We start from the raw sequence: 24672 nt of genomic DNA, 5'->3' as shown, positions 1-24672 counted from the left end.
CGCGCGACGGTCAGATTCGGGGAGATACTTTCCACTCTTCTTCGATGTCGTAGCTGTCTTGGCCGAACTGGCTGTCGACGCGAACGTCGACGGCGGCCCAGCCGAAGTCGTGGTTCACGTTCTCGCCGTCGAGTTTCGTCGCGACGCGATACCATCCGGGTCGCGACAGGTCGAACGTCTCGGTATCGCTCGGTTCGGTCCGCTTCTCGTCCCACGGGACCGGACCCGGCCCCGGCGGGTCGTCGGTGAACGCGGCGTTCGAACCGAGATAGGCGAATCCCAGCGCTCCGGCGGCGGCACCGTACCTCTGCACCTCGTCTCGGTGGTTCTCGTACCACTCGTCGTCGTCGTCGCCGCCGTGGTAGACGGCGTAGCCGTGGCCCGTTCGCGGCGCGGTCGTATATCCGCCCGTCCCGCGACCGGTCGCTCCGGACCCGCCCCGGCCCCCGCCTTTCTGGGCGCTCGCGAGGCCGACGGGGCTGAGTGCGGCGAGAACCGACGACGGTTCGGCGAGCGACCCCGAGGTGTCGGCGTCGTAGCGGGACATCACCCACGGGTCGTCGGCGACGTTCACGGTGAGCGATTCGCTTTGGTCGCCCAACGCCACGTCCGAGATGGCGTTCGACCGGCGCGGCGGCGGGGGGTTGTTTCCGAGACATCCGGCGACGGCCGCGGTGACGGCGACACCGGACAGTTGGAGGAGGCGGCGGCGTCTCATCTCGTCTTCGACGTCGCGGTAGGGCGTTAAAATCTTGTCGGACCAGTGAACTCTCCCGGCTCAGTGAGTGTACCGGAGACGCCTGCCTCGGCTCATCGCTCAGTCCGCCCGGCGAACAGTCCGTCCCGTACCGCGCCGACGACGCCGAATCGGGGGCGGCGACGAGCGCCGACTCGGAGAACGGCACCGACGCTGTAGAGTAGCACGAACGACGCGACGCACCCGGCGACGACGGCGGGAATCTCGGCGGGCGTCTGCGTGTACGCGACTGCCGGAGGCGTCCCGGCGAACAGCGTCGCACGTACCGCCTCCGCGACGACGCCGAGGACGGCGGCGACGGCAAGCAGTCTCGTCCCGACCCACGCGACGAGCGTTCGGTCCAGTCCGAGCGGTGCGCCGACTGCACACAGCGCGCCGAACACCGTCGCCCCGAACACGACCATCCCCGCGACTCGGTTCGTCGGCGGAATATTCAACACGGCGATACTTCCCAGCGCGACGGTCCACCAGAGCAGTCCGATGACGACCGCCCGTCCGTTTCTGTGCTGTACGAGCTCCCACACCCGTGCGTTTTCTCCACCCAGCTGCATCTTAACACTGTATTAACGGTATAGCTAATATAGATTGTCCTCTTTTACAGACAATTAACGTACGAAAAACGCCGATTGGGCGGCAAAACAATTAACTATTAGAGAATATTCTGAAAAACAGTAGTTCTTCAAAAAGTATTTGTTTGCCGTTCATCGAACCGGGAGAGCTAAATCTGCGACACCGTTGTCTCCGGACGAGAGATGCGCGAGGACGAACTGGCGACGGCAGTCGTCGAACACTTCGAGGCGGCGTTCGGGGAGAGCGACGTTCGTCTCGAAGAACCCTACGACCACTACGGAAACAGGGGGGCCGTCGACGTGTACGCGCGCACGCGCGAGGCCGAACCGGTCGACTATCTCGTCGAACTGAAAGCCGACCCGGCCGTCAGAATCGCCTCGGGTGCCAACGAGATACTCCGGCAGTACCGCCGCATGGAGCGCTACTTCTACAAGGACGACGAGCACTCGATTCGGCGGAAACTCGCGCGCGACGGACCGGGTGTGTACTTTTTACTCCTCTTCGCGCCGACGGTGGCCTGCGTCGAACACGTCGCCGAACACCGACGACTGTACGGGAGTGTCGCGCCGGAGGCCAACGTCGACGGCGTTCCCGCCGTCCGGAAAGTGGCGTTTCTGACGAACCTCGACGGCGCCGACGAGGGTGAACTCGGGTTCCTCTCGGTCAACGCGGACGTTCCGTTCGACTCGGTGCTGTTTCGAGACGCCATACCCCAGGGGTCACGCCTCCAAGAGGCGGTTCGAGACGCCGAACTCGGTCGATAACCGACACGCCTCGAACTCCGCCGGACTCAGATACGTCGAGTGACACTTCGTTTCACTCCCTGGTGTGAAGGATTTATACGTCTTCGGGCGGTGACAGTTCGGTACGGAACGCGAGAGTACACAGTGCAGGCGTCTCGACACGCGACTCGGTGCCACTTCGCTGCGTTCGTGGCCGAAACCGAACTGCTCACACAGTTCACGCGGGTTCCGCGAAATCAACTATGAGTCGTAGTGAATCTGCTCGTTCGTCCTGGAACTCGATGTTCGACACACTCGCGGACGCGACGCGCCGTCGCGTCCTCGCCGCACTGACCGAAGACGTCACCGTCGGAACCGACTCGCTTCTCGACGCTGTCGCTGACGACGAGGAGACGGCGACGCGCACGTCGCTTCACCACGTCCACCTCCCGAAACTCGAACGTGACGGGTTCGTCTCGTGGGATAGAGGGGACGAGACCGTCTCTCGAGGTCCTCGATGGGAGCGGGCGGCGTCCGTCCTCGACACCATCGACTACCCCCTCGAACGAACCGCTTCGGCGTAGTTTCTCCGCGGGCGTCTCGTTCTCTCCGACTCGGCTCGCTGACCGCCGCCGAGTCACTCCGTTTCGCGCGCTTCGAGGACGAGTTCCGCGACCGCTTCGGGGTGGGCCGCCGCGACGCGGACGAGTGCGTCGTGGAACTCCCGCCCGGTGAGATCGCGGACGTCGTGGTCGCGTCGGAGCACCGACTCGACCTCGAACTCGGCGTCGTCCAACACCGACAGCGTCTCCGGGCGGACGTAGACGCTCTTGGCCGTCGTCTCCTCGAACTCGAACGCCGGACCCGGCGCGGACGGGTCATCCAATGCCGTCTCGGCGTCCGACTCCGATACCGGTTCCTCGTCGTTCGCTTCCGTCGCCTCGGCGTCGTCGCCCGCCTCCTCGTCGGCGTCGACCACGTCCGCCAGTCCGGAGAAGCGGTTCTCGTCAGGCATCGGTGTCTCCGTTTTCGACGACTCGCGCCAGTTGGTCGAGTCGGTCGAGCATGTCGTTGTCCGGGTCGTACTCTCGGAGGGTCTCGCCGTCGCGCCACGCCCGACTGAACGCGATGCGGTGGCGGAGTCCCGGTCCCGGCGACTCGCCGAACCCGTCTGACCGGGCGAACGAGGGGAGGTACTGTTCGAACGGCGAGGACTCGAGGTCGGTGATGATGCGCTTTTCCTCGTTGTTCCCGCTGAGGTCGTTCGGCACGATGGCGAGGATGTCGAGGTCGACTTCCTTACGAATCGGCCGGACCTGCTGTTCGACCATCCGCTCGAATCCGCTGACGCTCGGTTCGCTCATCAACAGTGGGACGATGAGGTTACCGGCGCCGATGAGCGACGCGTCCGAAAGGGGCCCGAGACTCGGCGGCGAGTCGATGACGATGTAGTCGTAGTCGTCGCCGAGAAGGGGTTCGACGATGCGGCGTCGAACCCAGAGGATGCCGAACGTCGAGTTCCGGATTCGGTCCTCGATATCGTCTAAGTCGACGTGGGCGGGGAGCAGGTCGAACACCCCCCGGTCGTGGATAATCTCGTGGACGTCGACCGGGTCGTCCTCGGTCAACACGTCGCCGACGTGGGGGCCGTCCGTCTCGTAGAGGTCCTTCCGACCGACGCCTTCGGTCGCGTTCCCCTGTTGGTCTAAGTCGACGAGGAGGACGTCGTTTCCGCGCGCGGCGAGGGCGTCCGCGAGGTTGATGGCGACGGTCGTCTTCCCGACCCCTCCTTTCTGCAACGAGACGCTCACGGCGCGAGCCATCTACGGTTCCTCCCTGTCGAACGGTGTCCGAATCGCGTACATGGTGGAATTTGTGGAATGTGTGGACTGTTCGAGCTGTCCACGTGCTGGCGGTTTCTTGCTCGCCCTCGCATATAATTCCTCGTCAGACATTTGGCGATTCCCGAGATGTTCACAATTTCTACACTGTCTGAACTCTTCTAGCACACGAGAACAAGACAATCCGGGTCTATAATCCGGCATAAAAGTATAAATTTCACAATTTGTAGACTATTACTTCTTTTATTACATATTCTGCCATCTGGAATTTTTACAAATTTCACAATGTTTAAAATTTTCAAAATTCCTGAAATCTGTGAATTGCGTTCCTCGCTCGCCCCGTATGCCACTTCTACACTTTCTACAAATTCTACACTGTCTGAACGCTCGGCCTCGTCTCTCACGCGCCGAGTTTTTGCCCTTTGGAGCCTGTTTAGAATTTGTACAATTTTCACACACCGTCGGCTGTGTGAACGTTCTCGAAGGCCGGAGGTCGCTCCACCGCCGCAGACGCGTAGATATATAACCTAACGTGAGAGTTTGCCGATAAACAGGTTCCCGACCGAACACCGTCCCGCGGTCCTCCACCATGGCCGACGACAGAACCACACTCGATACGGGCGACGGACCGAGCATCGCGAGAGTCGTCCTCGTCTGCTGTTGCGTCGTCGCGATTGTCTTCTCGGCGGCCCTCGTCGCACCGCTCTCGACTGCCCTCGATGGCGTTCCCGCGAAGTCGCTCGTCGTCCTCGATGCCGGTCGCTCCGGGGGCGAGTCCGCCGGACTCGGCGCACTGTCTCCGACGCAACGAGCACCGGTCGGCAGCGACGGTTCGACCGGAGAGAACCCCTATCGCTCTCTCGACAGCGAGGTGCACTTCACCGTCGAGAGCGACCGACCGGCCTACTGGCGCACCGGGTCGTACGCGACGTACACCGACGATGGGTGGAGACGAACGGGCGAGACGACCCCCTACGACGGCGATATCTCCCCGGACGCCCGCGGTGACAGCGTCACCTATCGCGTCTCGCTCGAACGGGACGCGACGGCGCTTCCGACCGTCTGGCGACCGAACACGGTCACCGGAATCGGTGGGGCCGACCCCGCGGTGACGACCGGTCGAGCGGTCGTCGTTCCCTCGGGCGTCGACGCCGGAACGTCGTACACCGCCGAGAGCACGCGTCCCTCTCGTGAAGAGTCCGTACTCCGCGCCGCCGGAACGGACTACCCGTCGTCGCTCGCGTCGCGCTACACTGCCCTCCCCGAGAACGCCCCGCCGCGCGTCGCCGACCTCGCGGCGAACGTCACCGCCGACGCCGACACGCCGTACGAGAAGGCCGTCGCCGTCGAACGTTATCTGGAGGCGAACAAGGGATACTCGCTGTCCGCCGGCCACGACGGCGGCGACCCGGTGTCGTCGTTCCTCTTCGACATGGACGAGGGCTACTGCGAGTACTTCGCCTCCTCGATGGCCATCATGCTCCGGACGCAGGACGTGCCCGCACGCTACGTCGTCGGCTACTCTCCCGGGGAACGGACCGACGAGGGCGAGTACACCGTCCGGAACATGAACGCTCACGCGTGGGTCGAAGTGTACTTCCCCGACGTGGGCTGGGTCCGCTTCGACCCGACGCCCGCCGAGGAACGGCGCGACGCCGAACGGCGCGCGTACGAACGCCAGGAGGGTGGCAGTTACCGGACGGCCGAACCGAGCGAGTCGACGGCGGCAGAGACGGCGACTCCCGAGGCGACTCAGACCCCGAGTTCGACCCCGACGCCCGAACCGACCGACACGACCGAGGGCGACGCGAGTACCCCCACGCCCGACGACGCGGCGTCGACCCCGACCGGTCCGTCGTCGCCCGAACCGGTCACGATATCGCTCGACCGCGACCCCGTCCCCGGCGCGACGGTCATCGTCACCGTCGCTCGCGGCGACTCGCCCGCCGTCGGCGAGACGGTTCTCTTCAACGGCGACCCCGTCGGGGTGACGGACGAGGACGGCCGCGTCGTCGCGAGCGTCCCGTACGCCAGCGAACTGACCGTCTCGCTCGCCTCCACCGACGACCAACGGGCTTCCGTTCGCGCCTCGCGAGTCGGGTCTGCTCCCGTCGCCGACGGACCGTCGTCGGTCTCGTACGCGCTGGACGACCCGATGCTCGGCGTCGTTCCCGACGAGAGACCCACCTACCCCCTGCAGACGAACGCCTCGCTCTCGTTCGTCGGCGAACGCGTGACGAACGGGGAGATACTCGTCTTCGCCACCGTCGCGGACACCCCCGTCGTCCACGGCGACGTCCGGGTGAACGGCGAGCAGGTGGCGCAGACGGACTCCCTGGGACGCGCCGAACTCACGCTCCCCGACTCGCCGGGGAACGTCACCGTCACCGTCGCTCGCGGCGACGTGAGCGGCGAGGGGACGTTCGCGCTCGACGCGTTCTCCGTCGCGGTGGACCGGCCGTCGTTCCCGCTTCCGTACACGACGGCGACGGTGCGGACCCGACTCGGAGACGACGGCGTCGGCGGCGTCCCCGTCTCCGTGGACGGCGAACGCGCCGTCACCACGGGGCCGAACGGGACGGCGACGGTGACGCTCCCTCCCGCCTCCTCGGTTCGCATCGCCGCCGCCCGGTACGGCCAGTCGAGCGAGACCACCGTCTCGGGGATGCTCTCGAACGCCGCCGCTCTCCTCGGAACGCTCGTCGTCGGCGTCGGTGCCGTCCTCGGCGGTGCGTACCGCCGCGACTGGTCGCTCTCAGCGATTCTCGCCCGCGTCGGCGCCGTCTTCGACCGTCTCCTCGCCGCTCTCGTCTCGGGGGTCCGTTCGACCGACGTCCTCGTCGACGGCCTTCGAAACGCCGGGCGGCGCGTCGAAGCCCTCGCCCGCGGTGTCGTCGACCGGACGGTCCGGGTCGGCGAACTCCCCGGACGCTTCGCCGCGTGGGTCCACGCGTGCGCCGAGACGCTCCGTGAACGGGGAGCGACGGCGACGGCCCGCGTCGCGCGGCGGGCGGGCGTCGCTGACGACCCACTGGACGCAGACGCCCGGACGATACGCGACTGCTGGGACGAGTTCCGGGGGCACGTCTCCGTCCCGCGACAGGCCTCGCGCACGCCGGGCGAACTCGCCGCGCACGCCGTCTCCGTGGACGGGTTGCCGGCGGAACCGGTCGCCGTCGTCCGCGACGCGTTCCGAGATGTCGAGTACGGCGGCCGCGCCCCGGCCGACCGTTCGGCGGCGGTAGCACGCGCGCTAGCCGAGATTCGAACCGCCGCCGAGTCGGCTGAGATGTCCGATTCGACCGATTTGACCGATTCGACGGAGCGCCGGTCTCGCGACGCTCGCGAGACGGCAGACACCGGTCCCGACGCGGATTCGGCGGTGACCGACGAGTGAACCACCGCCGTTCCGTCGCCGCTCTCGCGGGATTCGCCGCCGTCGTCGTCGCCGCGGCACTCGTCTTCGGTGTCCTCTCTCCGAACGAGGTGCCTGCCGTCTCGGACGCCGTCGAGACACTCGACGACGGGCAGTTGCTCCTCGCTCTCGCCGGAACGCTCCTCCTCGGCCGATGGTTCGCGAGACGCCGCGCTACGTCATCAACCACAGAGCGCTTTACGAAGCTCAGGGCGGACCCGCCGGAGGGAGTCTCCGCACCGGCGTCGATTCGCGTCGGCGGGCGCTTCGACCGCGTCGTCGCCGACGCGGTCACCGCCGAGGACGACGACGCTATGCGGTCGGTCGCCTCGCGTCTCCGGACGACGGCGACAGACCTGTACGCTGACGCCGAAGACACCGACCGCCCGACGGCGCGCCGACGCGTCGCCGCGGGCGCGTGGACCGACGACCGACTGGCGGCCGCGTTTCTCGCCGCTGACGAACGGCCGCCGTTCCGCTCCCGCCTCCGAGCGTGGCTCGACCCGTCGCGAGAGCGTCGTCGCCGCGTCGAGACGACGGTCGAGGCGCTGTTCGAACTTCGCGAGGGGGTCGTCCCCGACGCCGATTCGGACGTCTCGACCGACGCGGCGGACGGTGTGAGCGAGGGCGACGGCGTCGACGAGGACGAAGCCGACGCGAACTCCGGGGACGAGGGCCGGGGGGAGTCGTGGGTCGGAACGGCGACGGACGGCGGGGTGGACCGATGACGACGCTCCACCGAGACGACCGGTGGAACACCGGTCTCGTCGGCGCCCTCTCGCTCGTCGCGGTCGGTCTCGCCTACGCCGACGCGACGCTGGTCGTCGCCGCGGTGATTCCGCTCGCGTACGTTCTCTACGGGTCGTTCTCGTCGCTACCGCCGAGCGCCTCGCTCGCTCTCTCCCGAGAGTTCGACCCGGCCGCTCCCGCCCCCGGCGAGCGAGTCACGGTCACACTGACGGTGCGAAACGACGGTGACCGAACGCTGGCCGACGTGCGCGTCGTCGACGGCGTCCCCGACGCACTCGCGGTCGAGTCGGGGTCGCCGCGCGCGTGTCTCTCGCTCGCCGCGGGGGACGCGGCGACGCTCTCGTACGAGGTGGTCGCCACCCGCGGCGAGTTCGCCTTCGCGGACGCCGTCGTTCGCCTCCGCTCCACCGCGGGGTCGAGCGTCGCCACCGACGAGATGCCCGTCGCGGGCGACGACACGCTCTCCTGTACCGGCCGTCCCGAGGGGGTTCCGCTCGCCGAGGCGGCGCCCGGCCGCGTCGGAACCGTCCCGGCGGACGCCGGCGGGTCGGGACTCGAGTTCTACGCGACCCGTGAGTACCGCCCCGGCGACTCGCTCTCGCGGGTGGACTGGCGACACCTCGCGAAGACGGGCGAACTCACTACCGTCGAGTTCCGCGAGGAACGGGCGAGTACCGTCGCCGTCGTCGCAGATGTCCGCCGACCGACCCGCGTCGTCTCCGGGCCGGGACGTCCGACGGCGGGCGAACGCTGCGCCTACGCGGCGGTGAGGACGCACGGCGCACTCGCGGCCGCCGGGCACGCCGCCGAGGCGACGGTGCTCGGACTCGACGCCGAACGGGTCCCCGACGCCGTCGCCGTCGGTCCCGACGGCTTGCCGTGGCCCGACGGTCCGCAGACGACGGCCGCCGTGTTCGAGGCCGGCGGGGCCGCCGCGAGCAGGGAGTCGGCGGCGGAGACGGCTGCAACGGCGGAGACTGCGGAGGCGACGGAGACAGCAGGGAAGGCGGAGACTGCGGAGACGACGGCGACGGACGGCGGGCGTGGTCGAACGACCGCTCGTTTCACGTCCGCCGCGTCGGAGGACGCCGAGACGCCCCGACGGTCGACGCACGGGCGTTCGCTCGCGGCGACGCTCGACGCTCGATTCGCCTCCGACGCCCGCGTCGTCATCTTCTCGCCGCTGCTGGACGATTACCCGGTGGCGCTGGCGCGTGCGCTCCGTCGACGGGGTCGAACCGTCGCCGTCCTCTCGCCGGACGCGACGGGCCGGGAGACGCCGGGACTCGCACTCGCCGCTCTCGACAGACACGGCCGCCGAACGTCGCTCGAACGCGACGGCGTGACCGTCGCGGACTGGACGCCCACCCGACCCCTCGACGACGCACTCGCACACGCACTCTCCGACCGATGACCGACTCTTCACACCAACCGTTCGAGACGACGAACGCCGCCCCGGCGGCGTCGAACTGGCGACCGACCACGACGAGCGTCGCCGTCGTCGTGACTCTCACGGCGACGTTCGGCGGCCTCCTCACGCTGACGACCGGTCTCTGGAACGCGGTCCTGCCGGCCGTCGGCGGCGCGGTCCTGTTCGCCGCGGCGCTCTCGCTCTCCGCGACCGAACGGTATCGACCGCTGGCGCGGTTCGTCGCCGCTTCGCTTCTCGTCCCGGCGAGCGCCGCCGTCGTCTCCGGCGTCGGCTACGCGCTCGCGAAGCAGTTGGGCGGTCCGTACCCCGTCGGGTCGGTGTTCGTCGTCGTCGGCCTCGCGACGGCCGGATTCGGTTCGGCGGCGGCCGTCAGGGGTGACCTCTCGACCGACACCGTCGCGTCGACGCTCTCCGTGGCGACGGTGGCGACGCTCCCGCCGACGCTCGCGTTCGCCGTGTTCGCTCTCGCTCGCGTCCTCGGGGAGTACGCGACGACGCTGTACGTCCCGGTGCTCGTCCCCGACCCGGTACCCGCGTCGGCGTTTCCGCTCGCCGTCCTCGACGGCGTCCGTCGATTCCTCCTCGCGCCCGTCCACGACGGCCCGCACCTGTTCTCCTTCGCGCTGGTCTGCTACGTCGCCGTCGTCGGCCTCTCGGCCGTCCTCCGTACGTACCCCGTCGCCGACCTGCTCTCGCCCTCGGACCCCGAATCGGCGGCGCGTGTCGTCGACCCGGCCGAACGGGCGGCGACGTTCGCCGCCACCGTCGGCGTCTTCGTCGTCTTCGTGGCCGGCGTCCTCTTCGTCACGCCCGACGGGTTCGCCGTCCTCCCGCCGCGGGTTCGCGGTCCGTTGACGACGCTCGCCGGCGTCGACGCGCTCAGACCGCTTCTCTTCGTCTCGGGCGTCGTCGGCGTCGCTCTCGGCACCGGGTCGTGGGCCGTCAGAGGCAGGTCCGAAGCCGAAAGCGGCGCGCTCGACGGGCCGGTACCGTCGCTCCTCGCGGGCGTCGTCGTCGCCCTCTGCGCGTTCGTCTTCGCCGAGCAGTTGCTCTCGGTGCTCCTCGGCGTCACCCTCGCCATCCTTCCGGACGGGTACGCCGCCGACGTCCGGGTCCAGACGGACGCCGTCGTGGCGTTCTACGGCGGCGACGTGGTCCTCCTCGGCCTCGCCGCCGGTCTCCTGCTCGCCGCCGCCGTCTCGCTTCTCGTCCTCTACGCGGCGACCCGTTCCGGAACGGCGACCGACGGGGCCGCCGGTGCCGCCGCCGCGAGTAGCGGCCTGTTCGCCGCGTCGGCCGTCGCGGGCACCGTCGGTGCGAGCACACCGCTCGTCTTCGCCGGACTCGTCGCCAGTCTCGTCGTCGCCGACGCGGGGTCGCACGGGACCACACTCGGGCGCGAAGTCGGCCGCCTCGGCGAGACGCGCCGCGCCGAACTCGTTCACCTCGCCGCCACCGCCGTCGTCGGCGTCGTCGGTGCGACGCTGGCCGGCGGACTCGCGTCTCTCCTCGGGGGCGTCCCGACGCTCGACGGGTCGGTGCTCTCCGTCGCCCTCGGCGGGGCCGTCCTCGGCGTCTTCCTCTTCGCCGTCGCGCTTCGCTGACCGGGATTCGGTTACCTCGCCCGACCGGCTGAACTCGCTGATTCGCCCCAATCGTGTCGAACGGACGCCCTGTTCGGCCATCGCACTTTAGCGGCCCCACCTCACACCTGCACCTGTCTATGTCCGGACCGGTGTTCCTCCACGGCGACGGCGTCACCCTCTGCCCCGCCGACCAGTCGGACCTCGCCTTCCTCAGAGAGAACGAGAACGACCCGCGACTCCGCGCCACCCGCAACGTTCGCAAGCCGACGAGCGCGGACCACCTCACCGCTCGTCTCGGGGGACAGATGGGTCGAGACGAAGAGACGGTCGGACTCGTGGTCCGCGACGACGACGACGAACCCGTCGGCTTCGTCTACCTCGTCCGCGAGGAGACGAACGCCGTCGGTTGTCGCTACGCGGAGTTGGCCTACTGGGTGGCGTACGACCACTGGAACAACGGCTACGCGACGGCCGCCGCCGAGACGATGCTGGACTACGGGTTCGACGAACTCGGCCTCCACCGAGTGAAAGCCTGCACGTTCGAGGACAACGCGGCGTCGCGACGCGTCTTGGAGAAACTCGGGTTCGAACAGGAAGGCGTCGCCCGAGAGGAGGCGTACGTCGACGGCGAGTGGTGCGACAGAGTCCGCTACGGCATCCTCGAAGACGAATGGCGCGCGCGGCGGGACGACTGAGCGTCCACCCGCAGCCGTGCGGAAACTCAGGCGTCGACTGCGACTGTGACTGCGACTTCGTGTCGCTGCATGTACGGTGGCGTGTACGGGTCGTTGTACTGCAACAGCGAGGGTTCGTCGTGCGTCTCGACCCCTTCGCGCTCCAGCGTCGCGAGCAGTGACGCCTCGGCGTCCGCCACGCGGCGGTCCGTCGCCCACCACGAGAACGCCTTCACGGCCGTTGTCCGCGCCCCCTCGACCACCAGGCGAACGTCTGAGTTCGTCGGCACCGGCGCCGTCTCCAACGTGTACTCGGCCGGGAGGTAGAACGCCATCCGAACCCCGCCGCGGTCCTCGTCGGTCCGGACGGGCGCGGTCATCGACACCTTCTGCCCGTCGTCGGCGCGGGCGGACGCGGCCGTCGACAGTTCCCGCCCGCCTCGTTCTCCGTTCCTCGCCGTCCCGTCCGAGCGGACGGGTGCGGTCATCGACACCGACTCGGCCCGTTCGTTCTCGCCCGAGATGTAGGCGAACAGGCGACGAAACGCCGCGTTCGTGTCGGCCGCTGTCGTCTCGACGAGGAGCGTCCGCGGGTAGCGCCGTATCTCCACCTCGCCGATGCTCCGAACCGTCTCGTACGGGACGCGTTCGGCCGACCGACTGCTGTAGACGCCCCACGCCGTCCACGCCGCGAGGGCGACGCCGACGCCACCGAGGAGGAGTTTCGCTGCTCTCTTCATACACGATAGTGGTTCGCAGACGACAAAACCCCTCTCTCCTCCCCTCCCCCCGCACCCCCCTCCCCACCACTCACCTCCTCGCGGGCCGCCGGCCGCCGGCCCCCCGGCCGCCGCGCTAGCGCCGCCCCATCTCGCCGCGTTCTGGCGTCGCTCTCGCCGGGGCGGTCGGCGGTCGCAGCGCGCCGGGTGGTCGGACGGCCGTCGTCGCGTCTCGGCGCTCGTCCTCCTCGCGGACGGCGTCGGCACCGCGGTAGGTCACCATCGCCCGCAGTCGGTTCTTCGACATCCCGTGCGCCATCTCCGTCTCGTCGCCACCGACTGTCCCGGACCCACGACGAACGGCCGGGAAAGCGCGGTTCAGCGGCGGATTTTTCACGCGCTTGGAGCCGGTTCCCGTGCCGATTCCCGTTCCGCACGTCGCCAACACCGGCCAGACGTGCCCCGACCGACGCCACTTTTCAGGTGCTCTCCGTCCCGCGAGTATGACAGAGTTTCACTCGCTGGACGACCTCGTCGCCGAACTCGAGTCGCGAACGTTCGACCGACCGCCCGCACTGGTCGCCAACGCACACATCACCGGCCTCGGGGTGGCGCGCGCGCTCTCGGCGCACGGCGTCCCCGTAATCGCGCTCGACCGGGTCGGCGACGGCGTGGCACCGCCGTCCGAGGCTGTCGACGTCGCGGGCGCGGTTACCTACCCGCTTGACGACCTCGCGGGCTTTCGCGCCGACGTCGAGCGCGTCGCGGCGGCATTCGACCACGAACCGGTCGCGTTCGGCTGTATGGACGAGTGGGTGCTCGCACTCGCCGAAGCGCGTCCGGCGGGCGTCCGCCTCTCGTTCGCGCCGGACACCGTCGAGCGCGTCCTCGACAAAGAGCGGTTGTACGCCGCAGCCGAGAGACTCGACGTGCCCTACCCGGAGACGTACCGACTCGCGGGCGTCGGTGACCGTGAGCGCGGAGCGGACGCCGAGGCCGACTCGGCGGCTCCACCCCTCGTCGACCCCGAGGAGGCCGCCGAGCGACTCGGCTATCCGTTGGTCGTCAAGCCCGCGCGCAAGCGCGAGTTCGAAGAACTCGTCGGCACGAACGTCGTCGTCGCGTCGGACGAAGCGGCGTTCGCGGACGCCGTCGCGACCGCTCGCGACGCCGGTGTCCGCGTGATGGCGCAGCAACACGTCGACAGCGTCCCCGGCGAGGACCGCTCGTTCGCTTCGTACCGGCGACTCGAGGGAGGCGACACCGTCGGACTCGTCGCAAACCCGGTCGTCCGCCACCCGCGCGGACTGGGAAGCTCCTGCGTCGTCGACCGCATCGAGTCGCCGCACGTCCGTGAGCGTGGACTCTCCGTCCTCGAAGACGCCGGATACCGCGGCATCAGCGAGGCGGAGTTCGTCCGCGACCCCGCCCGCGACGAAGACGTCCTCCTCGACGTGAACACCCGACCGTGGAAGTGGATCGGACTCCCGGTCGCCGCCGGTGTCGACCTGCCCGGACTGGCGTACGTCGACGCACTCGGCGACGGCGCGCCAGCGTCGGTCGTGGAGTCGGTCGAATCGGTCGAACCGGTCGCAGACCGGTGGGTCTCTCTCCGAGACTACCTCGCCGAACTCGCGGGGTCACCGACGATGCCCGACGTGGTCTCACGCGCCGAGTGGACCGCACTCGCTGCGGGGGTGCCGGGGGACGCGGGCGTCGTCGCCGCCGTCTTCGACCCCGCAGACCCCGGACCGACCGCTCGGCTCTTGGAAACCGAGTTCGGCGACGCCGACTACTACTGTTCCTGCTGAGCGTTCGACCTCCACGGGCCGCCGTTCGGGCCTGGACGGCCTACTCGCTCGCCAGTTCTCGAAGTCCACCGGCCAGCGCGCTCGCCGCCGCCGCGCAGTCGTCCCAGTCGGTCCACTCGAGCGGATTGTGCGAGATACCGTCTCTGGACGGCGAGAACAGCATCCCGGCGTCCGTCGCCTTCGCCACGCGTTGGGTGTCGTGGGCCGCGCCCGAGTGGAGGGTCATGCAGTCGAATCCGGCGTCGTCTGCTCCGGCGCGAACCGCTTCGACACAGCGCTCGGACAGCGGGACGGGCGACACGTCGAGGTGCGTCTCGAACGTCGTCTCCACGTCACGCTCGCGTTCGAGGCGTTCGCACACCTCCTTCACCCGTGCGGTCTGCCGCGAGATGGACGCGGCCTCCACGTCACGGATGTCGATACCGAGTTCGACGCGGCCGGGGATGACGTTCGTCGCGTTCGGCGCGACGTTCACCTTTCCGACGGTTCCGACGGCCGAGTCGCTCTCGGTCTCGACTATCTCGTTCGCCTCGCGTTCCACGTCGAGGACGAGTTCGCTCGCCGCCGCGAGGGCGTCTCTCCGGCCGGGCATCGGCGTACTTCCGGCGTGGTCCGCTTCGCCTCGTATCTCCACCTCGCAGTGGAAGATACCGGTCACGTCCGTGACGACGCCGACCGGAATCCCGGCGTCTTCGAGTCGCGTCCCCTGTTCGATGTGCAGTTCCAGCCACGAGTCCCACTCGCTGGCGTCCACGAGACCCTCACCGCGGTAGCCCATCTCTTCGAGCGCCGATTCCAGCGTCGCGCCGTCGTCGTCGGTGAGTGCGAGGGCGTCGTCGAGTTCGACCAGGCCCGAGGCGACGGACGACCCGAGGAGGCCACCTGCGAACCGCTGGCCCTCCTCCTCGGTGAAGCAGACGACTTCGACCGGCCGAGCGAGTTCGACACGCTCGTCTTGCATCGTCCGAACGGATTCGAGCGCGGCGTAGACGCCGAGTGGCCCGTCGAAGATGCCGCCCTCGGGGACGGAGTCGAGGTGGCTCCCCGCGGCGACCGGTGCGGCGTCGGGGTCGGCGGCGTCGGGCGTCCACCGGCCGACGACGTTCCCGACGCTGTCCACGCGGACGTCGAGTCCGGCGTCTTCGAGGCGCGAGACGAAGTAGTCGCGGGCGTCGGCGTTCGCGTCGCTTCCCGTGAGGACGGTTCGGCCCCGACCCTCGTCGGTGGCCAGTTCGCCGAACGCGGCGTTCGCTTCGATGTCGTCGCGGAGTCGGTCAGACGAGACGTTCATACTGTGGGTGGAGTGCGGGGGGTTATCAATCGACTGTCTGCGGCGACCCAAACGGATTTGTCGCCCCGACGAGACGACCCGGGCAGTGACTGGCGAGGGAGGTTCTGACGCGCCGGCGGGGTCGACGAGGCTCGTCTTTGACGCGTCGGTCGCGTTCGACGCGATAACGACGCACGAGGAACTCTGCGCGTGGTCGCGGGCGTACTGCGAACGCGTCGCGGAGACGGACGCGTTCGCGGTGGACCTCTCTCGCGTCGAGTGGGAGGTGTCGACCCGCGCGAAGCGTCGCGCGGCGGCCGTCAAACGCCCGCGAATCGACGGTGCGGTGGTCGGCGAGGAGCGAGACTGGGACGGCGACGTGCCGACCTGTACCGTCTCGCTGACGTGGGCGGCGTTCGACGCTTTCTCGGAGGCAGAGTGGACGGCGACGCTCAGACACGAGTTGGTCCACGTCGAAGAGTTCCAGCGGTTCGGGACGACGGACCACGGTCCGCGGTTCGAGCGACGCGCCGCGGCCGTCGACGCGCCGATTCGCGTCCGGCGGTTCGCCCCCGCGGCGTACGTCCTCTCCTGTGCGGCCTGCGAGGAGGTGGTCGCTCGGCGGTATCGCGCGTGCAAACTGGTCCGGCGACACGACGACTACGTCTCTTCTTGCTGTGCGGCGAACCTGACCGTCGACGAACGGGAGTGAGCGTCGCTTCATCCGTGCGTCCGGGCGTCGCTTCCTCCGTGCGTCGCTCACCGACTCGCGGACGCGACGGCGGGAACGGGAACGTCGTCGAGGAGGTCCGACACCACGTCGAGAGGGTCGACGCCGCGGACGCGGGCGTCGGAGGTGAGGACGAGTCGGTGTCGGAACACCGCGGGGACGACCGCTTTCACGTCGTCCGGGACGACGTAGTCTCGCTTTCGAATCACGGCGCGGGCGCGGACGGCCTCGAACAGGCGCTGAACGCCGCGCGGCGAGACGCCGACGGCGACGCGGGAGTCCTCGCGACTCGCCCGACCGAGGTCGACGACGTAGTCGCGGAGTTTGCCGTCGACGCGAACCGTCTCGGGGACGGCCCGGAGGGCGGTCACCTGACCGTCGCCGACGACGCGAGAGACGGTCGGTGCGCGTCGCGTCCGGTCGTCCCGCCTGTCGACGAGTTCTCGCTCTCCCGCCCGGTCGGGGTACCCCAGTTCGGTCTTGACGACGAAGCGGTCTCGCTGGGCTTCCGGCAGGCGGAACGTCCCCTCCTGTTCGACGGGGTTCTGCGTCGCGATGACGAAGAACGGGTCCGGCAGTTCGTGCGTGACGCCGTCGACGGTCACCTGTCCCTCGCCCATCGCTTCGAGGAGGGCGGCCTGCGTCTTCGGCGGCGCGCGGTTTATCTCGTCGGCGAGGACGACGTTCGCGAATATCGGTCCGGCGTTGAAGTCGAATCCACCGGCCGTCTCGTCGTAGACGTTCGACCCGGTGATGTCGGCGGGGAGGAGGTCGGGCGTGAACTGGATGCGGGAGAACGAGAGGCCGAGGGCGGCGGCGACGCTCCGGGCGGTCAGCGTCTTTCCGGTTCCGGGGACGTCCTCTAAGAGGACGTGACCCCGGGCGAGCACACCGGTCAAGACGGTTTCGAGGAAGTCGCGGTCCGCGATGACCGCGGCACCGACTGCCTCGACCACCTCGTCGCACGTCGCGGCGGCCTGTGAGACGTCCATGCGGGCGATTCGGCGGACCACCGTTTGAACTTTTCCCGTCGGAGTTCCAACTGTTTTATCGTCTCTGAGTGGGCACGTCCCGTCGAGATGGTCGCCGACCCGGATACGACGCTCGACTCGGCGTCACGGACGCAGATGCAGACGCAGGCGCAGGCACACCCGAACCGCGGAACGGTGCTCTCGGAGTTCGAGGGGCGTCCGGTGTTCACCCGCGACGGCTATCGCCTCGGTGACGTCGCCGGGTTCGCCGTCGACCTCGAAGCCGAACGGGCGTCGGCGTTGCTCGTCGACGGCGTCGACGAATCCCGGTTCCCGAACCTCTCGGTGGGCGCCGCGGGCATCAGGATTCCGTATCGACGACTTCGCGGCGTCGGCGACGCCGTCGTCGTCACCGTTCCCGGCGCGGTGTTCGGCGACGACGCGGCGGCGGACGCGGAGTCGGTCGAACTCTCCGAGGCGTTGGCCGACCCCTCGGCGACGGAGCGTCCGGTTCGATAGTCGTCTCGTTTCCGACGTCTCATCCGCCGGTCCGACGCCGCCTCGCGACGAGCAACGTCGCCGCGCCGAGTGCCACGACGGCGGTCACCGGCGAGAACCCGGGGACGCCCGTCCCGGTGACGGTGGGCGTCCTCGCCTCGCCTCCGGAAGACGAGGACGAGTCCGTCGCGTTCGCCGCGTTCGCCGTCTGCGCCTCGGTCGTCGTCGCGGACGTCTTCGTTCCCGTTTCTGTCGTCGTCGCGGGCGTCGCCGCCGCCTCGGTCAGTGCGACGGGCGTCTGCGTCATCACCGGCGTCCGCGTCGGGGTTGCGGTCGGCGTCGCAGTCGGTGTTGGCGTCACGGTTGGCGTCGACGTCGCAGTCGGCGTCTGCGTCACCGGTTCGGGCGTCGGCGCGGGTGCGGGCGGTGGCGCACTCGACGACCCACCGGACGAGCCTTCGGATGTCGCGGTGGGTTCGGGCGTCGGCGTGGGAGTCGGCGTCGGTGTCGGCGTCGCCGCTACCGCCGCAGTCCCGTCGATTTCGACGGTGAGAACGCCGAGTTCCGCCGTCGTCACCGAGAGCGTCGCGGCGTGGTCGCCGGTCGCGTTCGGCGCGTAGCGCACTCGCACGTCGAGCGTCGTCCCGGGTTCGACGGTTCTGTTCTTCGGCGCGTCCACGACGGCGAACTGGTCGGCGGCGGGGCCGACCACGTCCGCGTCGAGGACGGTGAGGGTCGCGCGCCCGACGTTCGCCACCGTCGCGTTCGTCGCCGTCGCGGTGTCGACTTCCGTGTCGAGAGCGACCGACGACGGGACGTCTGCGCCGGGTTCTCCGACGGCGTAGACGCCGTAGGTGCCGTTCTCGGACGCGGTGACAGTCGCCGTGTTCGCGGCCGTATCGACGCTCGCGTTCGTCTCGTTCCACGCCCCGCCCGCGTTCGTCCAGACGGCGACGGTGGACTCGTTCGCGTACGACTCGTCGTATCTGAGCGTCACCGTCGCGGTGGCCGCATCGGACGTGTCGCTCGCGTTCGTCACGTTCGTCTGACTCGTCGCGTTCACCGCGGCGAACGTCACGTTCGGCGCGGCGGAGAGGCGACTGCGGTTCGGCGGCGCGTCCGACCGGTCGAGGCCGAGACTGAGATTCTCGCCGGTGAGGTCGAACGACGGGGCGTCGGCGGGCGAGACGTTCGTGAGAGACACCGCGGAGACGTTCGACACCGCGAGTGCGGTGTCCGTCTCGGCGGTCACGTTCGCGAGTTCGAGCGTCGTCAGGTTCGCCGCGGCGACGCCGACGGCACGGTTCGTCAGGGTCAGGTCGCGGACAGAGAGGGTCGTCGCGTTCCTCGTCGCGGTGAGGACGGCGTCGCCCTCCGCGGCGGCGAACGTCTCCCCGTCGCCGTCGAGCGTCACGTTCGCGGCGTCGACGACGAGCGAGTTCGGCGTCGCACTCCCGCCGGTGTCGAGTCGGTAGTCGCCGTCGTACCGGAGGCGGCCGTCCGGCGGCAGGTCGTACGTTCCGAGTCCGGCGACGGCGCGCGAGGCGTCGACGGCGCCGTATCCGGTTCGGTTGTCCGGGGTGCCGCCGCGAGGGCGGGCGCTCTCGGTCAGGTTCGTCTTCAACGCCTCGGGGGTGAGACGGCGGTTCGCGTCGAGGAGCGTCGCCAACACGCCGGCCGTGTGCGGCGTCGCGGCCGACGTCCCGTAGAACCGCCCGTACGCGCTGGAACTGACGTTGTCGGCCGCCACCACGTCCGGTTTGACCCGGCCGTCGATGGTCGGTCCGCGCGAGGAGAACGACTCCAAGGTCCCGTCGGCCTGGTCGTACGCGCCGACGGTGACCGCGCGGGGGTTCGTCGCCGCGAGCGTCAGACTCCGAGCGTCCGTCGACGACGACGCGAACTCGAACTCGCCGTTGAGGAACACGTCGAAGTCGGACGTCCCGTTCGCGTCCGCCGCTTCGACGGTCAGATACAGCGTCGTCGGTTGACTCGACACGCTCCCGGAGAGGTACTCCGTCGGCGTTCCGCGTCCCGACTGCAGGTTCCGCGAGTCGGCTATCGGCGTGGCGTTCTCGACGTCGGGGTCGTCGTAGAGGTAGACGTCGTAGTCCTCCGTCCGGTTCTCCCAGTCGTTCCACTGCGCCCAGACGGTCAGGCTGGTGTCGCCTTCGAGCGTGAAGTACTCCCGAGAACCGTTCACGTTCAGTCGGCCGTCGCCGTCGGGGTCCGTCCACGTTCCGTTCCAGTGGTGGCCGCCCGCGGAGTTTCCGGCCGAGACGACCCACGACGTGCCGTTCTCGACGCTCCCGTTTATCAGACGGTCCATCTCGGAGGTGCCGTCCAAGGGACCGACGTTGTACCACCCGAGCGACATCGACACGACGTCCGTGGAGGTGTTCTGTTCGACCCAGTCGACGGCGCGTCTGAAGTCGAAGTACGAGTCCACGCGCACGAGGACGAGGGAAGCGTTCGGTGCCGTCTCGGCGACGAGTTCGGCCGTCGCCGTCCCGTGGCCGCCCGTGCTGGCGGTGTCGATTCCGGTGCCCGTGTAGTCTCTCGTCGCGACGACGCGGCCGTCTAACGCCGGGTTGTCGAGGTCGAACTGCTCAACGTCTATCACGGCGACGGTGACGTTCTCGCCGCCGTAGCCGCGGGCGTGAAGCGACTCCAGTCTGGCCGTCTCGACGGCTTCCGTCGTCCCGTCGCTCCCGGCGAACGAGACGGGCCGGGCCGGTTGACGGACGTACGAGACGCTCGGTTCCGCGGCGAGTGCGAGGAGTTCCTCGCGCGTCGCCGTCGCCTCGACGTACCGACCGTGCGCGGTCACGGCACCGCCACCGAGGACGCGGACGGCCGCGGCGCGCCCGTCGCGGATGCGACGCTCGTCGAGTTCGACGACGATAGACCGCTCGTTCGCCTCCTCGGACGTCACCGTCGACGTCGTCGCCACGTCGTGACTCGCTCGCGACTCCGACGCCGCCAACAGCGCGTCGGCGACTTTTCGGCGCGCGGCCGTCGAGGCGTCGTCGGCCGACTTCGCCGGCTTCGAATCCCGTGCGACCGGCTCACCGTCGCTCGGCGTGCGCGTGGCCGTCCGTCGTTCCAGTGTCGACGTCGCGGTTCGCCTGGGCGTCGCTGTTGCGGTTCGCTGCGGCGTCGCCGTCGCCGGCGTCGTCGTTCGCGTCTGGCCCTCAGTCTCCGCCGTCGTCACCGTCTCGGTGGCCGTCTGCGTCGCCGTCGGCCCCAACGCCGAGACCACGGGTGCGCCCACCCCCGCCACGACGACGAGAACGACGGCGACGGCGGCGAGAACCGCCCGTGAGTGCATCAGGTCCCTCCGCCGGGACCGAGAGCGGTCGCGAGGTCGGCGGCGACCGGCGACTGCGGCGGTCTGACGGCGCGCACGCTTTCGGCCCTCGCGAGTGCCGGGAGGTCGTCGACGGCGACGAACGCCTGCACGAACGGGTCGTGCCGCGCCTCCACGTCCAGCGGTGGTGACGACGGCAGGTTCGCTCCCGCGGCGAGTTCGACGACGACGCGGACGCGCCCCTCGGCGTACGCCAACTCCTCGGCGTCCGCGAAGGTCGACCGGTCGTCGGCCGCGACCAACCCGCTGAGTCTGTCGCCCAACCGCTCGCGGACGTCGTCGCTCACCGTCGCGACGTCGCTCACCATCTCCGTCGGTGTGGCCGTCACCGATAGTTGCCCACCCGTTTCTCCCCTCTCTCCCGACGTGCCGATGTCTCCGACCGAGTGCCCCCCGAGACACCCGGACAGTCCGAGGACGCGGACCGAAACGAGACCGGCGACGAATCGACGTCGGGTCGAACCGTCGAACACGGCCGGCTGTTCCAATCGCACACGAATATCTCTTTTGGAAGAATATATTTTCTGAGGCACTTACTCCGAGGCTGGAAGGTACCGGCGGGGTAGTTATCGTTATTCGGTACCAATCTGCACGAATGAGTGTCGTCCGTCTCCTCGCCGTCGTTCTCGCTCTCTTCCTCGTCGTGCCCTCCGGCGTCCTCGCGGACGTACCGGCGGCCCGCCTCACCGTCTCCGACGTGGTCGTCGACCCGGCCACGCCCGTCGTCGGCGACCAGGTCACCGTCACCGTCACCGTCGCGAACTCCGTCGGAAGCGAGTCCGCCGTTCGCGTCGAGGAACTCCGACTCTCGGACGGCGAGAACCGACTCGCCCGCGCCACGGGCGTCGGGTCGCTCTCGCCGGGCGACGGCGTGACCGTTCCCCTCGCGACGACGTTCGAGGCGGCCGGACCGCGCGTCCTCACGCTCTCGGTCGTCGGTACGGACACCGAGGACCGGACCGTCCGCATCCAGCGTCCGGTCCCGGTCGTCGTCGAAGCGGCACCGCCACTCGTCGAACTTTCGGTGGACGGCGCCGCGGTGGACGCCGAGACGACCCTCGCCGTCTCGCTCTCGAACCCGACGACGGCACCGCTTCGGAACGTCGTCGTCACCGCGAACGACTCCGTCGGCCGAGTCGTCGACGGCCGTCGGACGCTCCCGACGCTCACGGCGGGGGAGACGGCCCGTCTGAACCTCTCCGTCGTCCCCACCGAGGCGGGTGAGAGACCGGTCGGCGTCGTCGTGACCTACACCACCGCGTCGGGCGTCTCGCGAACGACGACGCTCGAACGGTCCGTCGCCGTCGCCCCGTTCGTCGACGACGTGGGTCTGGCCGTCGTCCCCGTCAGTGGCGAGACGGCTCCGGACGACGCGGCGGGCGGTTTCGACGGCCTCCTCGGCGGTCTCGGCGGGGCCGCGGGACTCGCCGGCGGAGCGGTCACCACCGGCGGCGAGAGCGCCGACGACCGCCCTCTCCCGACGCGCTACGAGGTGACCGTGACCAACTTCGGGACCGTCCCCGTCTCGAACGTCGTCCTCGCGCCGACGGCGGAGAACGAGACGCTCTCGCGCGTCTCACTGCCGGAGACGCTCGCCCCCGGGGCGGCGGCGACGACGACGCTCGACCTCGCTTCGGTTCCCGAACCGGCCGTCGTGCGACTCGACGCGACGTACCGCGCGGGGGTCCGTGACGGTTCCGCGAACGCGACGTTCCGGCACGTCCCGGCCGTCGCGGACGTGCGGTTGACTGACGTCGACGTCCTCCGAGCGGACGGCCGCGTCCGGGTGACCGGAAACGTCGCCAACCTCGGCGACGCCGACCTGTCGGGCGTCGTCGTCGAAGTCGTCGCCACGGACGACGTGACGCCGGTGTTCCCGCACCGCGACTACTTCGTCGGTTCGCTGGGCGGGAGCGACTTCGCCCCCGTCGAGGTGACCGCCGACGCGAACGACTCTGCGACCGAGATACCGGTGCGAATCGTCTACCGCGTCGGCGGCGAACGCGTCGAACGCGTCGTCGCCGTCACGCTCGACCCCGAGGAGGAGACGCAGAACGCCGCGCTCTTCCCCGCGTTCGACGGCCGGTCGCCGACGCTCGATGCGGCCGTCGCCGTCCTCGCAGTCGCCATCGCGGGCGTCCTCAGCGTCGGCGTCCTCCGCCGCCGGCCGACCCGCGCGTGGCTACGAGAGCGGACTCGTAAACTGCGCTCTCGACCGACCCGGACCGCAAGTGACGACGCCGACCGATTCGATGCAGTCGACGCGGGGCGAGAGGTGTGACGCTCTCCACCGCCGACGGCCGCGCGAGACTCCCGACGGTCCGACTCGCCCGCCGGAACCTCTCGCGGAACCGCGTTCGGACGGCGCTGGCGGCGCTCGGAATCGTCATCGGCGTCTTCGCCATCGCCGCCCTCGGAATCCTCGGGAGCGTCCTCGAACTCACCGCCGCCGACTCCATCGGGTCGCTCGGCGACCAACTGGTCGTCACCCCGAACGCCGACGCGGGCGTTCAGTCGCTCACGGACCGGGACGTGCAGGCGATTCGTCGGGCGGCCGTCGGCGCGGAGGTGGTTCCCCTCGTCTCCGGCGGCGCACTCGCCTCGAACGGCGACCGACAGACGTTCGCGACGCTGTACGGCGTCGACGACCCGAGCGTCCTGTTCGAGGCCGGTGAAGGGGAACTTCCGACCCGTCACCGCAGGGGTGCGATAGTCGGGTCCGGGGTCGCGGACGAACTCGGTCTCTCCGTCGGCCGGTCGGTCAGTATCGAAGGCCGCGAGTACCGCGTGGTCGCCGTCCTCGCCGAGTCCGAGAGCATCTCCGTGGTCCAACCGGACGGCGCAGTCGTCCTCCCGCGCGACGCGTTCGTCCAACGCGACTACTCGCAGGTCGTCGTCCGCGCGGAGACGGGCGCGGCGGCGACGGAGACGGCGGCGGCGATTCGCGAGACGCTCAACGTCCGCGACGAACGCGTCTCGATATTCGAACTCTCGGTGGTCACCTCGCAGGTCGACCGCTTCTTCGACCTCCTGAACGCGTTCCTCCTCGGCATCGGCGCGATATCGCTCGTCGTCGCGGGCGTCGCCATCCTGAACGTGATGCTCATGAGCGTGAACGAACGCCGCGAGGAGATCGGCGTCCTCCGCGCCGTCGGCGTCCAGCGAGACGACGTCCTCCGGACGATTCTCGTCGAGGCGGGGTTGCTCGGCGTCACCGGCGGCGCCGTCGGCGTCGCACTCGCCGTCGCCGGGACGACGGCGCTCTACCTCGCCGTCCCCGAAGTGACGCTCTCTGTCGTCCTCGACGCGCGGAACGCCGGATTCCTCGTCCTCGCGTTCGGATTCGGCGTCGGCGTCAGTCTGCTCAGCGGCTTCTACCCGGCGTGGCGCGCCGCGAGTCGGCCGCCGGTCGACGCGCTCAGACGGGGCTAATACCCTCCTACTCCCGGATAACGAGCGGATAACTAACCCCTATCCGGGCGTCGTATCAGTCGCTCCTCGGAATACTGTCCCGTTCTCGGTCTGCCAGGAGCGAACATGGGTTGGTGGACGGCGG

At 69.3% G+C, this 24672-nt stretch carries 22 protein-coding genes; 12 read left to right on the top strand and 10 right to left on the bottom strand.

Going from position 1 to position 24672, the window contains the following annotated elements:
• Positions 1–10: 10 nt before the first annotated feature.
• Both BM282_RS16620 and BM282_RS16615 read right to left on the bottom strand, forming a co-directional pair.
• Entirely contained in the window at positions 11–718 is a 708-nt protein-coding gene (locus tag BM282_RS16620) for a hypothetical protein (protein ID WP_089883116.1), read from the bottom strand.
• 92 nt (positions 719–810) lie between these two features.
• A complete protein-coding gene (locus BM282_RS16615; RefSeq protein ID WP_089883114.1) occupies positions 811–1308 on the bottom strand; it encodes a hypothetical protein in 498 nt (165 codons plus the stop codon).
• A 201-nt stretch (positions 1309–1509) separates the two neighbouring features.
• Between BM282_RS16615 and BM282_RS16610 the strand changes: the two genes are divergently transcribed.
• Positions 1510–2091, top strand: coding sequence for a hypothetical protein (locus tag BM282_RS16610; protein WP_089883112.1), 582 nt, complete (start codon positions 1510–1512; stop codon positions 2089–2091).
• Positions 2092–2351: 260 nt separating this feature from the next.
• The gene (locus tag BM282_RS16605) at positions 2352–2633 is read left to right on the top strand and encodes a DUF7344 domain-containing protein (RefSeq protein WP_089883110.1); all 282 of its coding nucleotides are present in this window, start codon (positions 2352–2354) and stop codon (positions 2631–2633) included.
• A 53-nt stretch (positions 2634–2686) separates the two neighbouring features.
• On the opposite strand, the gene BM282_RS16600 is transcribed toward BM282_RS16605, so the two are convergent.
• Together BM282_RS16600 and BM282_RS16595 are read right to left on the bottom strand one after the other, a co-directional pair.
• Positions 2687–3064: a hypothetical protein gene (locus tag BM282_RS16600; protein WP_089883108.1), complete on the bottom strand. Its 378-nt coding sequence runs from the start codon at positions 3062–3064 to the stop codon at positions 2687–2689.
• A complete protein-coding gene (locus tag BM282_RS16595; protein WP_089883106.1) occupies positions 3057–3872 on the bottom strand; it encodes a ParA family protein in 816 nt (271 codons plus the stop codon). The genes BM282_RS16600 and BM282_RS16595 overlap by 8 nt, the downstream gene beginning before the upstream one ends.
• A gap of 607 nt (positions 3873–4479) precedes the next feature.
• Between BM282_RS16595 and BM282_RS16590 the strand changes: the two genes are divergently transcribed.
• The 5 genes from BM282_RS16590 to BM282_RS16570 all read left to right on the top strand — a co-directional run bounded on the left by BM282_RS16590 (position 4480) and on the right by BM282_RS16570 (position 11768).
• Positions 4480–7287 carry a transglutaminase domain-containing protein gene (locus tag BM282_RS16590; protein WP_089883104.1) on the top strand — a complete coding sequence of 936 codons (2808 nt, stop codon included), beginning with the start codon at positions 4480–4482 and terminating at the stop codon, positions 7285–7287.
• Positions 7284–8033: a DUF7269 family protein gene (locus BM282_RS16585; protein WP_089883102.1), complete on the top strand. Its 750-nt coding sequence runs from the start codon at positions 7284–7286 to the stop codon at positions 8031–8033. The genes BM282_RS16590 and BM282_RS16585 overlap by 4 nt, the downstream gene beginning before the upstream one ends.
• The gene (locus BM282_RS16580) at positions 8030–9469 is read left to right on the top strand and encodes a DUF58 domain-containing protein (RefSeq protein WP_089883100.1); all 1440 of its coding nucleotides are present in this window, start codon (positions 8030–8032) and stop codon (positions 9467–9469) included. The genes BM282_RS16585 and BM282_RS16580 overlap by 4 nt, the downstream gene beginning before the upstream one ends.
• On the top strand, positions 9466–11091 hold the full coding sequence (locus tag BM282_RS16575; protein ID WP_089883098.1) for a DUF7519 family protein: 1626 nt from the start codon (positions 9466–9468) through the stop codon (positions 11089–11091). The genes BM282_RS16580 and BM282_RS16575 overlap by 4 nt, the downstream gene beginning before the upstream one ends.
• Positions 11092–11210: 119 nt before the next feature.
• Positions 11211–11768 carry a GNAT family N-acetyltransferase gene (locus BM282_RS16570; RefSeq protein ID WP_089883097.1) on the top strand — a complete coding sequence of 186 codons (558 nt, stop codon included), beginning with the start codon at positions 11211–11213 and terminating at the stop codon, positions 11766–11768.
• A 26-nt stretch (positions 11769–11794) separates the two neighbouring features.
• Here the strand turns inward: BM282_RS16570 and BM282_RS16565 are convergent, their stop codons facing one another.
• Positions 11795–12487, bottom strand: coding sequence for an SOUL family heme-binding protein (locus BM282_RS16565; RefSeq protein WP_089883096.1), 693 nt, complete (start codon positions 12485–12487; stop codon positions 11795–11797).
• Between the two features lie 115 nt (positions 12488–12602).
• Positions 12603–12785 carry a hypothetical protein gene (locus BM282_RS18285; RefSeq protein ID WP_139229752.1) on the bottom strand — a complete coding sequence of 61 codons (183 nt, stop codon included), beginning with the start codon at positions 12783–12785 and terminating at the stop codon, positions 12603–12605.
• Positions 12786–12969: 184 nt separating this feature from the next.
• On the opposite strand from BM282_RS18285, the gene BM282_RS16555 reads away from it, so the two are divergent.
• On the top strand, positions 12970–14277 hold the full coding sequence (locus tag BM282_RS16555) for a carboxylate--amine ligase (protein WP_089883094.1): 1308 nt from the start codon (positions 12970–12972) through the stop codon (positions 14275–14277).
• A gap of 40 nt (positions 14278–14317) precedes the next feature.
• Here BM282_RS16555 and BM282_RS16550 read toward each other — a convergent pair whose 3' ends face one another.
• The gene (locus tag BM282_RS16550; protein WP_089883093.1) at positions 14318–15568 is read right to left on the bottom strand and encodes a M20 family metallo-hydrolase; all 1251 of its coding nucleotides are present in this window, start codon (positions 15566–15568) and stop codon (positions 14318–14320) included.
• 163 nt (positions 15569–15731) lie between these two features.
• On the opposite strand from BM282_RS16550, the gene BM282_RS16545 reads away from it, so the two are divergent.
• Positions 15732–16259 (top strand): SprT-like domain-containing protein, encoded by a 528-nt coding sequence (locus BM282_RS16545; protein ID WP_175501605.1) that lies wholly within the window; start codon positions 15732–15734, stop codon positions 16257–16259.
• A 47-nt stretch (positions 16260–16306) separates the two neighbouring features.
• Here the strand turns inward: BM282_RS16545 and BM282_RS16540 are convergent, their stop codons facing one another.
• Positions 16307–17269, bottom strand: coding sequence for an AAA family ATPase (locus BM282_RS16540; RefSeq protein WP_089883091.1), 963 nt, complete (start codon positions 17267–17269; stop codon positions 16307–16309).
• An 87-nt stretch (positions 17270–17356) separates the two neighbouring features.
• On the opposite strand from BM282_RS16540, the gene BM282_RS16535 reads away from it, so the two are divergent.
• Complete coding sequence (locus BM282_RS16535) at positions 17357–17767, top strand: PRC-barrel domain-containing protein (RefSeq protein WP_089883088.1); 411 nt, start codon at positions 17357–17359, stop codon at positions 17765–17767.
• Positions 17768–17786: 19 nt separating this feature from the next.
• Here the strand turns inward: BM282_RS16535 and BM282_RS16530 are convergent, their stop codons facing one another.
• Positions 17787–21077: a S8 family serine peptidase gene (locus BM282_RS16530; RefSeq protein ID WP_089883086.1), complete on the bottom strand. Its 3291-nt coding sequence runs from the start codon at positions 21075–21077 to the stop codon at positions 17787–17789.
• The gene (locus BM282_RS16525; RefSeq protein ID WP_175501603.1) at positions 21077–21445 is read right to left on the bottom strand and encodes a hypothetical protein; all 369 of its coding nucleotides are present in this window, start codon (positions 21443–21445) and stop codon (positions 21077–21079) included. Before BM282_RS16525 ends, BM282_RS16530 begins: the two co-directional genes overlap by 1 nt.
• Positions 21446–21711: 266 nt before the next feature.
• Here BM282_RS16525 and BM282_RS16520 point away from each other — a divergent pair, with 266 nt between their 5' ends.
• On the top strand, positions 21712–23397 hold the full coding sequence (locus tag BM282_RS16520; RefSeq protein ID WP_089883084.1) for a hypothetical protein: 1686 nt from the start codon (positions 21712–21714) through the stop codon (positions 23395–23397).
• The gene (locus BM282_RS16515; RefSeq protein WP_089883082.1) at positions 23394–24548 is read left to right on the top strand and encodes an ABC transporter permease; all 1155 of its coding nucleotides are present in this window, start codon (positions 23394–23396) and stop codon (positions 24546–24548) included. Before BM282_RS16520 ends, BM282_RS16515 begins: the two co-directional genes overlap by 4 nt.
• Positions 24549–24672: the final 124 nt, after the last annotated feature.

It is taken from the genome of Halogeometricum limi (genome assembly GCF_900115785.1).
GTDB lineage: Archaea > Halobacteriota > Halobacteria > Halobacteriales > Haloferacaceae > Halogeometricum > Halogeometricum limi.
Note: the sequence above shows the minus strand (reverse complement) of the source record. Positions and strands in the feature narration are given on the sequence as shown.

Excerpts from the sequence above, each read along its gene's own strand:
- BM282_RS16620 (WP_089883116.1), bottom strand. The coding sequence starts at position 718 with ATGAGACGCCGCCGCCTCCTCCAACTGTCCGGTGTCGCCGTCACCGCG.
- BM282_RS16615 (WP_089883114.1), bottom strand. The coding sequence starts at position 1,308 with ATGCAGCTGGGTGGAGAAAACGCACGGGTGTGGGAGCTCGTACAGCAC.
- BM282_RS16610 (WP_089883112.1), top strand. The coding sequence starts at position 1,510 with ATGCGCGAGGACGAACTGGCGACGGCAGTCGTCGAACACTTCGAGGCG.
- BM282_RS16605 (WP_089883110.1), top strand. The coding sequence starts at position 2,352 with ATGTTCGACACACTCGCGGACGCGACGCGCCGTCGCGTCCTCGCCGCA.
- BM282_RS16600 (WP_089883108.1), bottom strand. The coding sequence starts at position 3,064 with ATGCCTGACGAGAACCGCTTCTCCGGACTGGCGGACGTGGTCGACGCC.
- BM282_RS16595 (WP_089883106.1), bottom strand. The coding sequence starts at position 3,872 with ATGGCTCGCGCCGTGAGCGTCTCGTTGCAGAAAGGAGGGGTCGGGAAG.
- BM282_RS16590 (WP_089883104.1), top strand. The coding sequence starts at position 4,480 with ATGGCCGACGACAGAACCACACTCGATACGGGCGACGGACCGAGCATC.
- BM282_RS16580 (WP_089883100.1), top strand. The coding sequence starts at position 8,030 with ATGACGACGCTCCACCGAGACGACCGGTGGAACACCGGTCTCGTCGGC.
- BM282_RS16575 (WP_089883098.1), top strand. The coding sequence starts at position 9,466 with ATGACCGACTCTTCACACCAACCGTTCGAGACGACGAACGCCGCCCCG.
- BM282_RS16570 (WP_089883097.1), top strand. The coding sequence starts at position 11,211 with ATGTCCGGACCGGTGTTCCTCCACGGCGACGGCGTCACCCTCTGCCCC.
- BM282_RS16565 (WP_089883096.1), bottom strand. The coding sequence starts at position 12,487 with ATGAAGAGAGCAGCGAAACTCCTCCTCGGTGGCGTCGGCGTCGCCCTC.
- BM282_RS18285 (WP_139229752.1), bottom strand. The coding sequence starts at position 12,785 with ATGGCGCACGGGATGTCGAAGAACCGACTGCGGGCGATGGTGACCTAC.
- BM282_RS16555 (WP_089883094.1), top strand. The coding sequence starts at position 12,970 with ATGACAGAGTTTCACTCGCTGGACGACCTCGTCGCCGAACTCGAGTCG.
- BM282_RS16550 (WP_089883093.1), bottom strand. The coding sequence starts at position 15,568 with ATGAACGTCTCGTCTGACCGACTCCGCGACGACATCGAAGCGAACGCC.
- BM282_RS16540 (WP_089883091.1), bottom strand. The coding sequence starts at position 17,269 with ATGGACGTCTCACAGGCCGCCGCGACGTGCGACGAGGTGGTCGAGGCA.
- BM282_RS16535 (WP_089883088.1), top strand. The coding sequence starts at position 17,357 with ATGGTCGCCGACCCGGATACGACGCTCGACTCGGCGTCACGGACGCAG.
- BM282_RS16530 (WP_089883086.1), bottom strand. The coding sequence starts at position 21,077 with ATGCACTCACGGGCGGTTCTCGCCGCCGTCGCCGTCGTTCTCGTCGTC.
- BM282_RS16520 (WP_089883084.1), top strand. The coding sequence starts at position 21,712 with ATGAGTGTCGTCCGTCTCCTCGCCGTCGTTCTCGCTCTCTTCCTCGTC.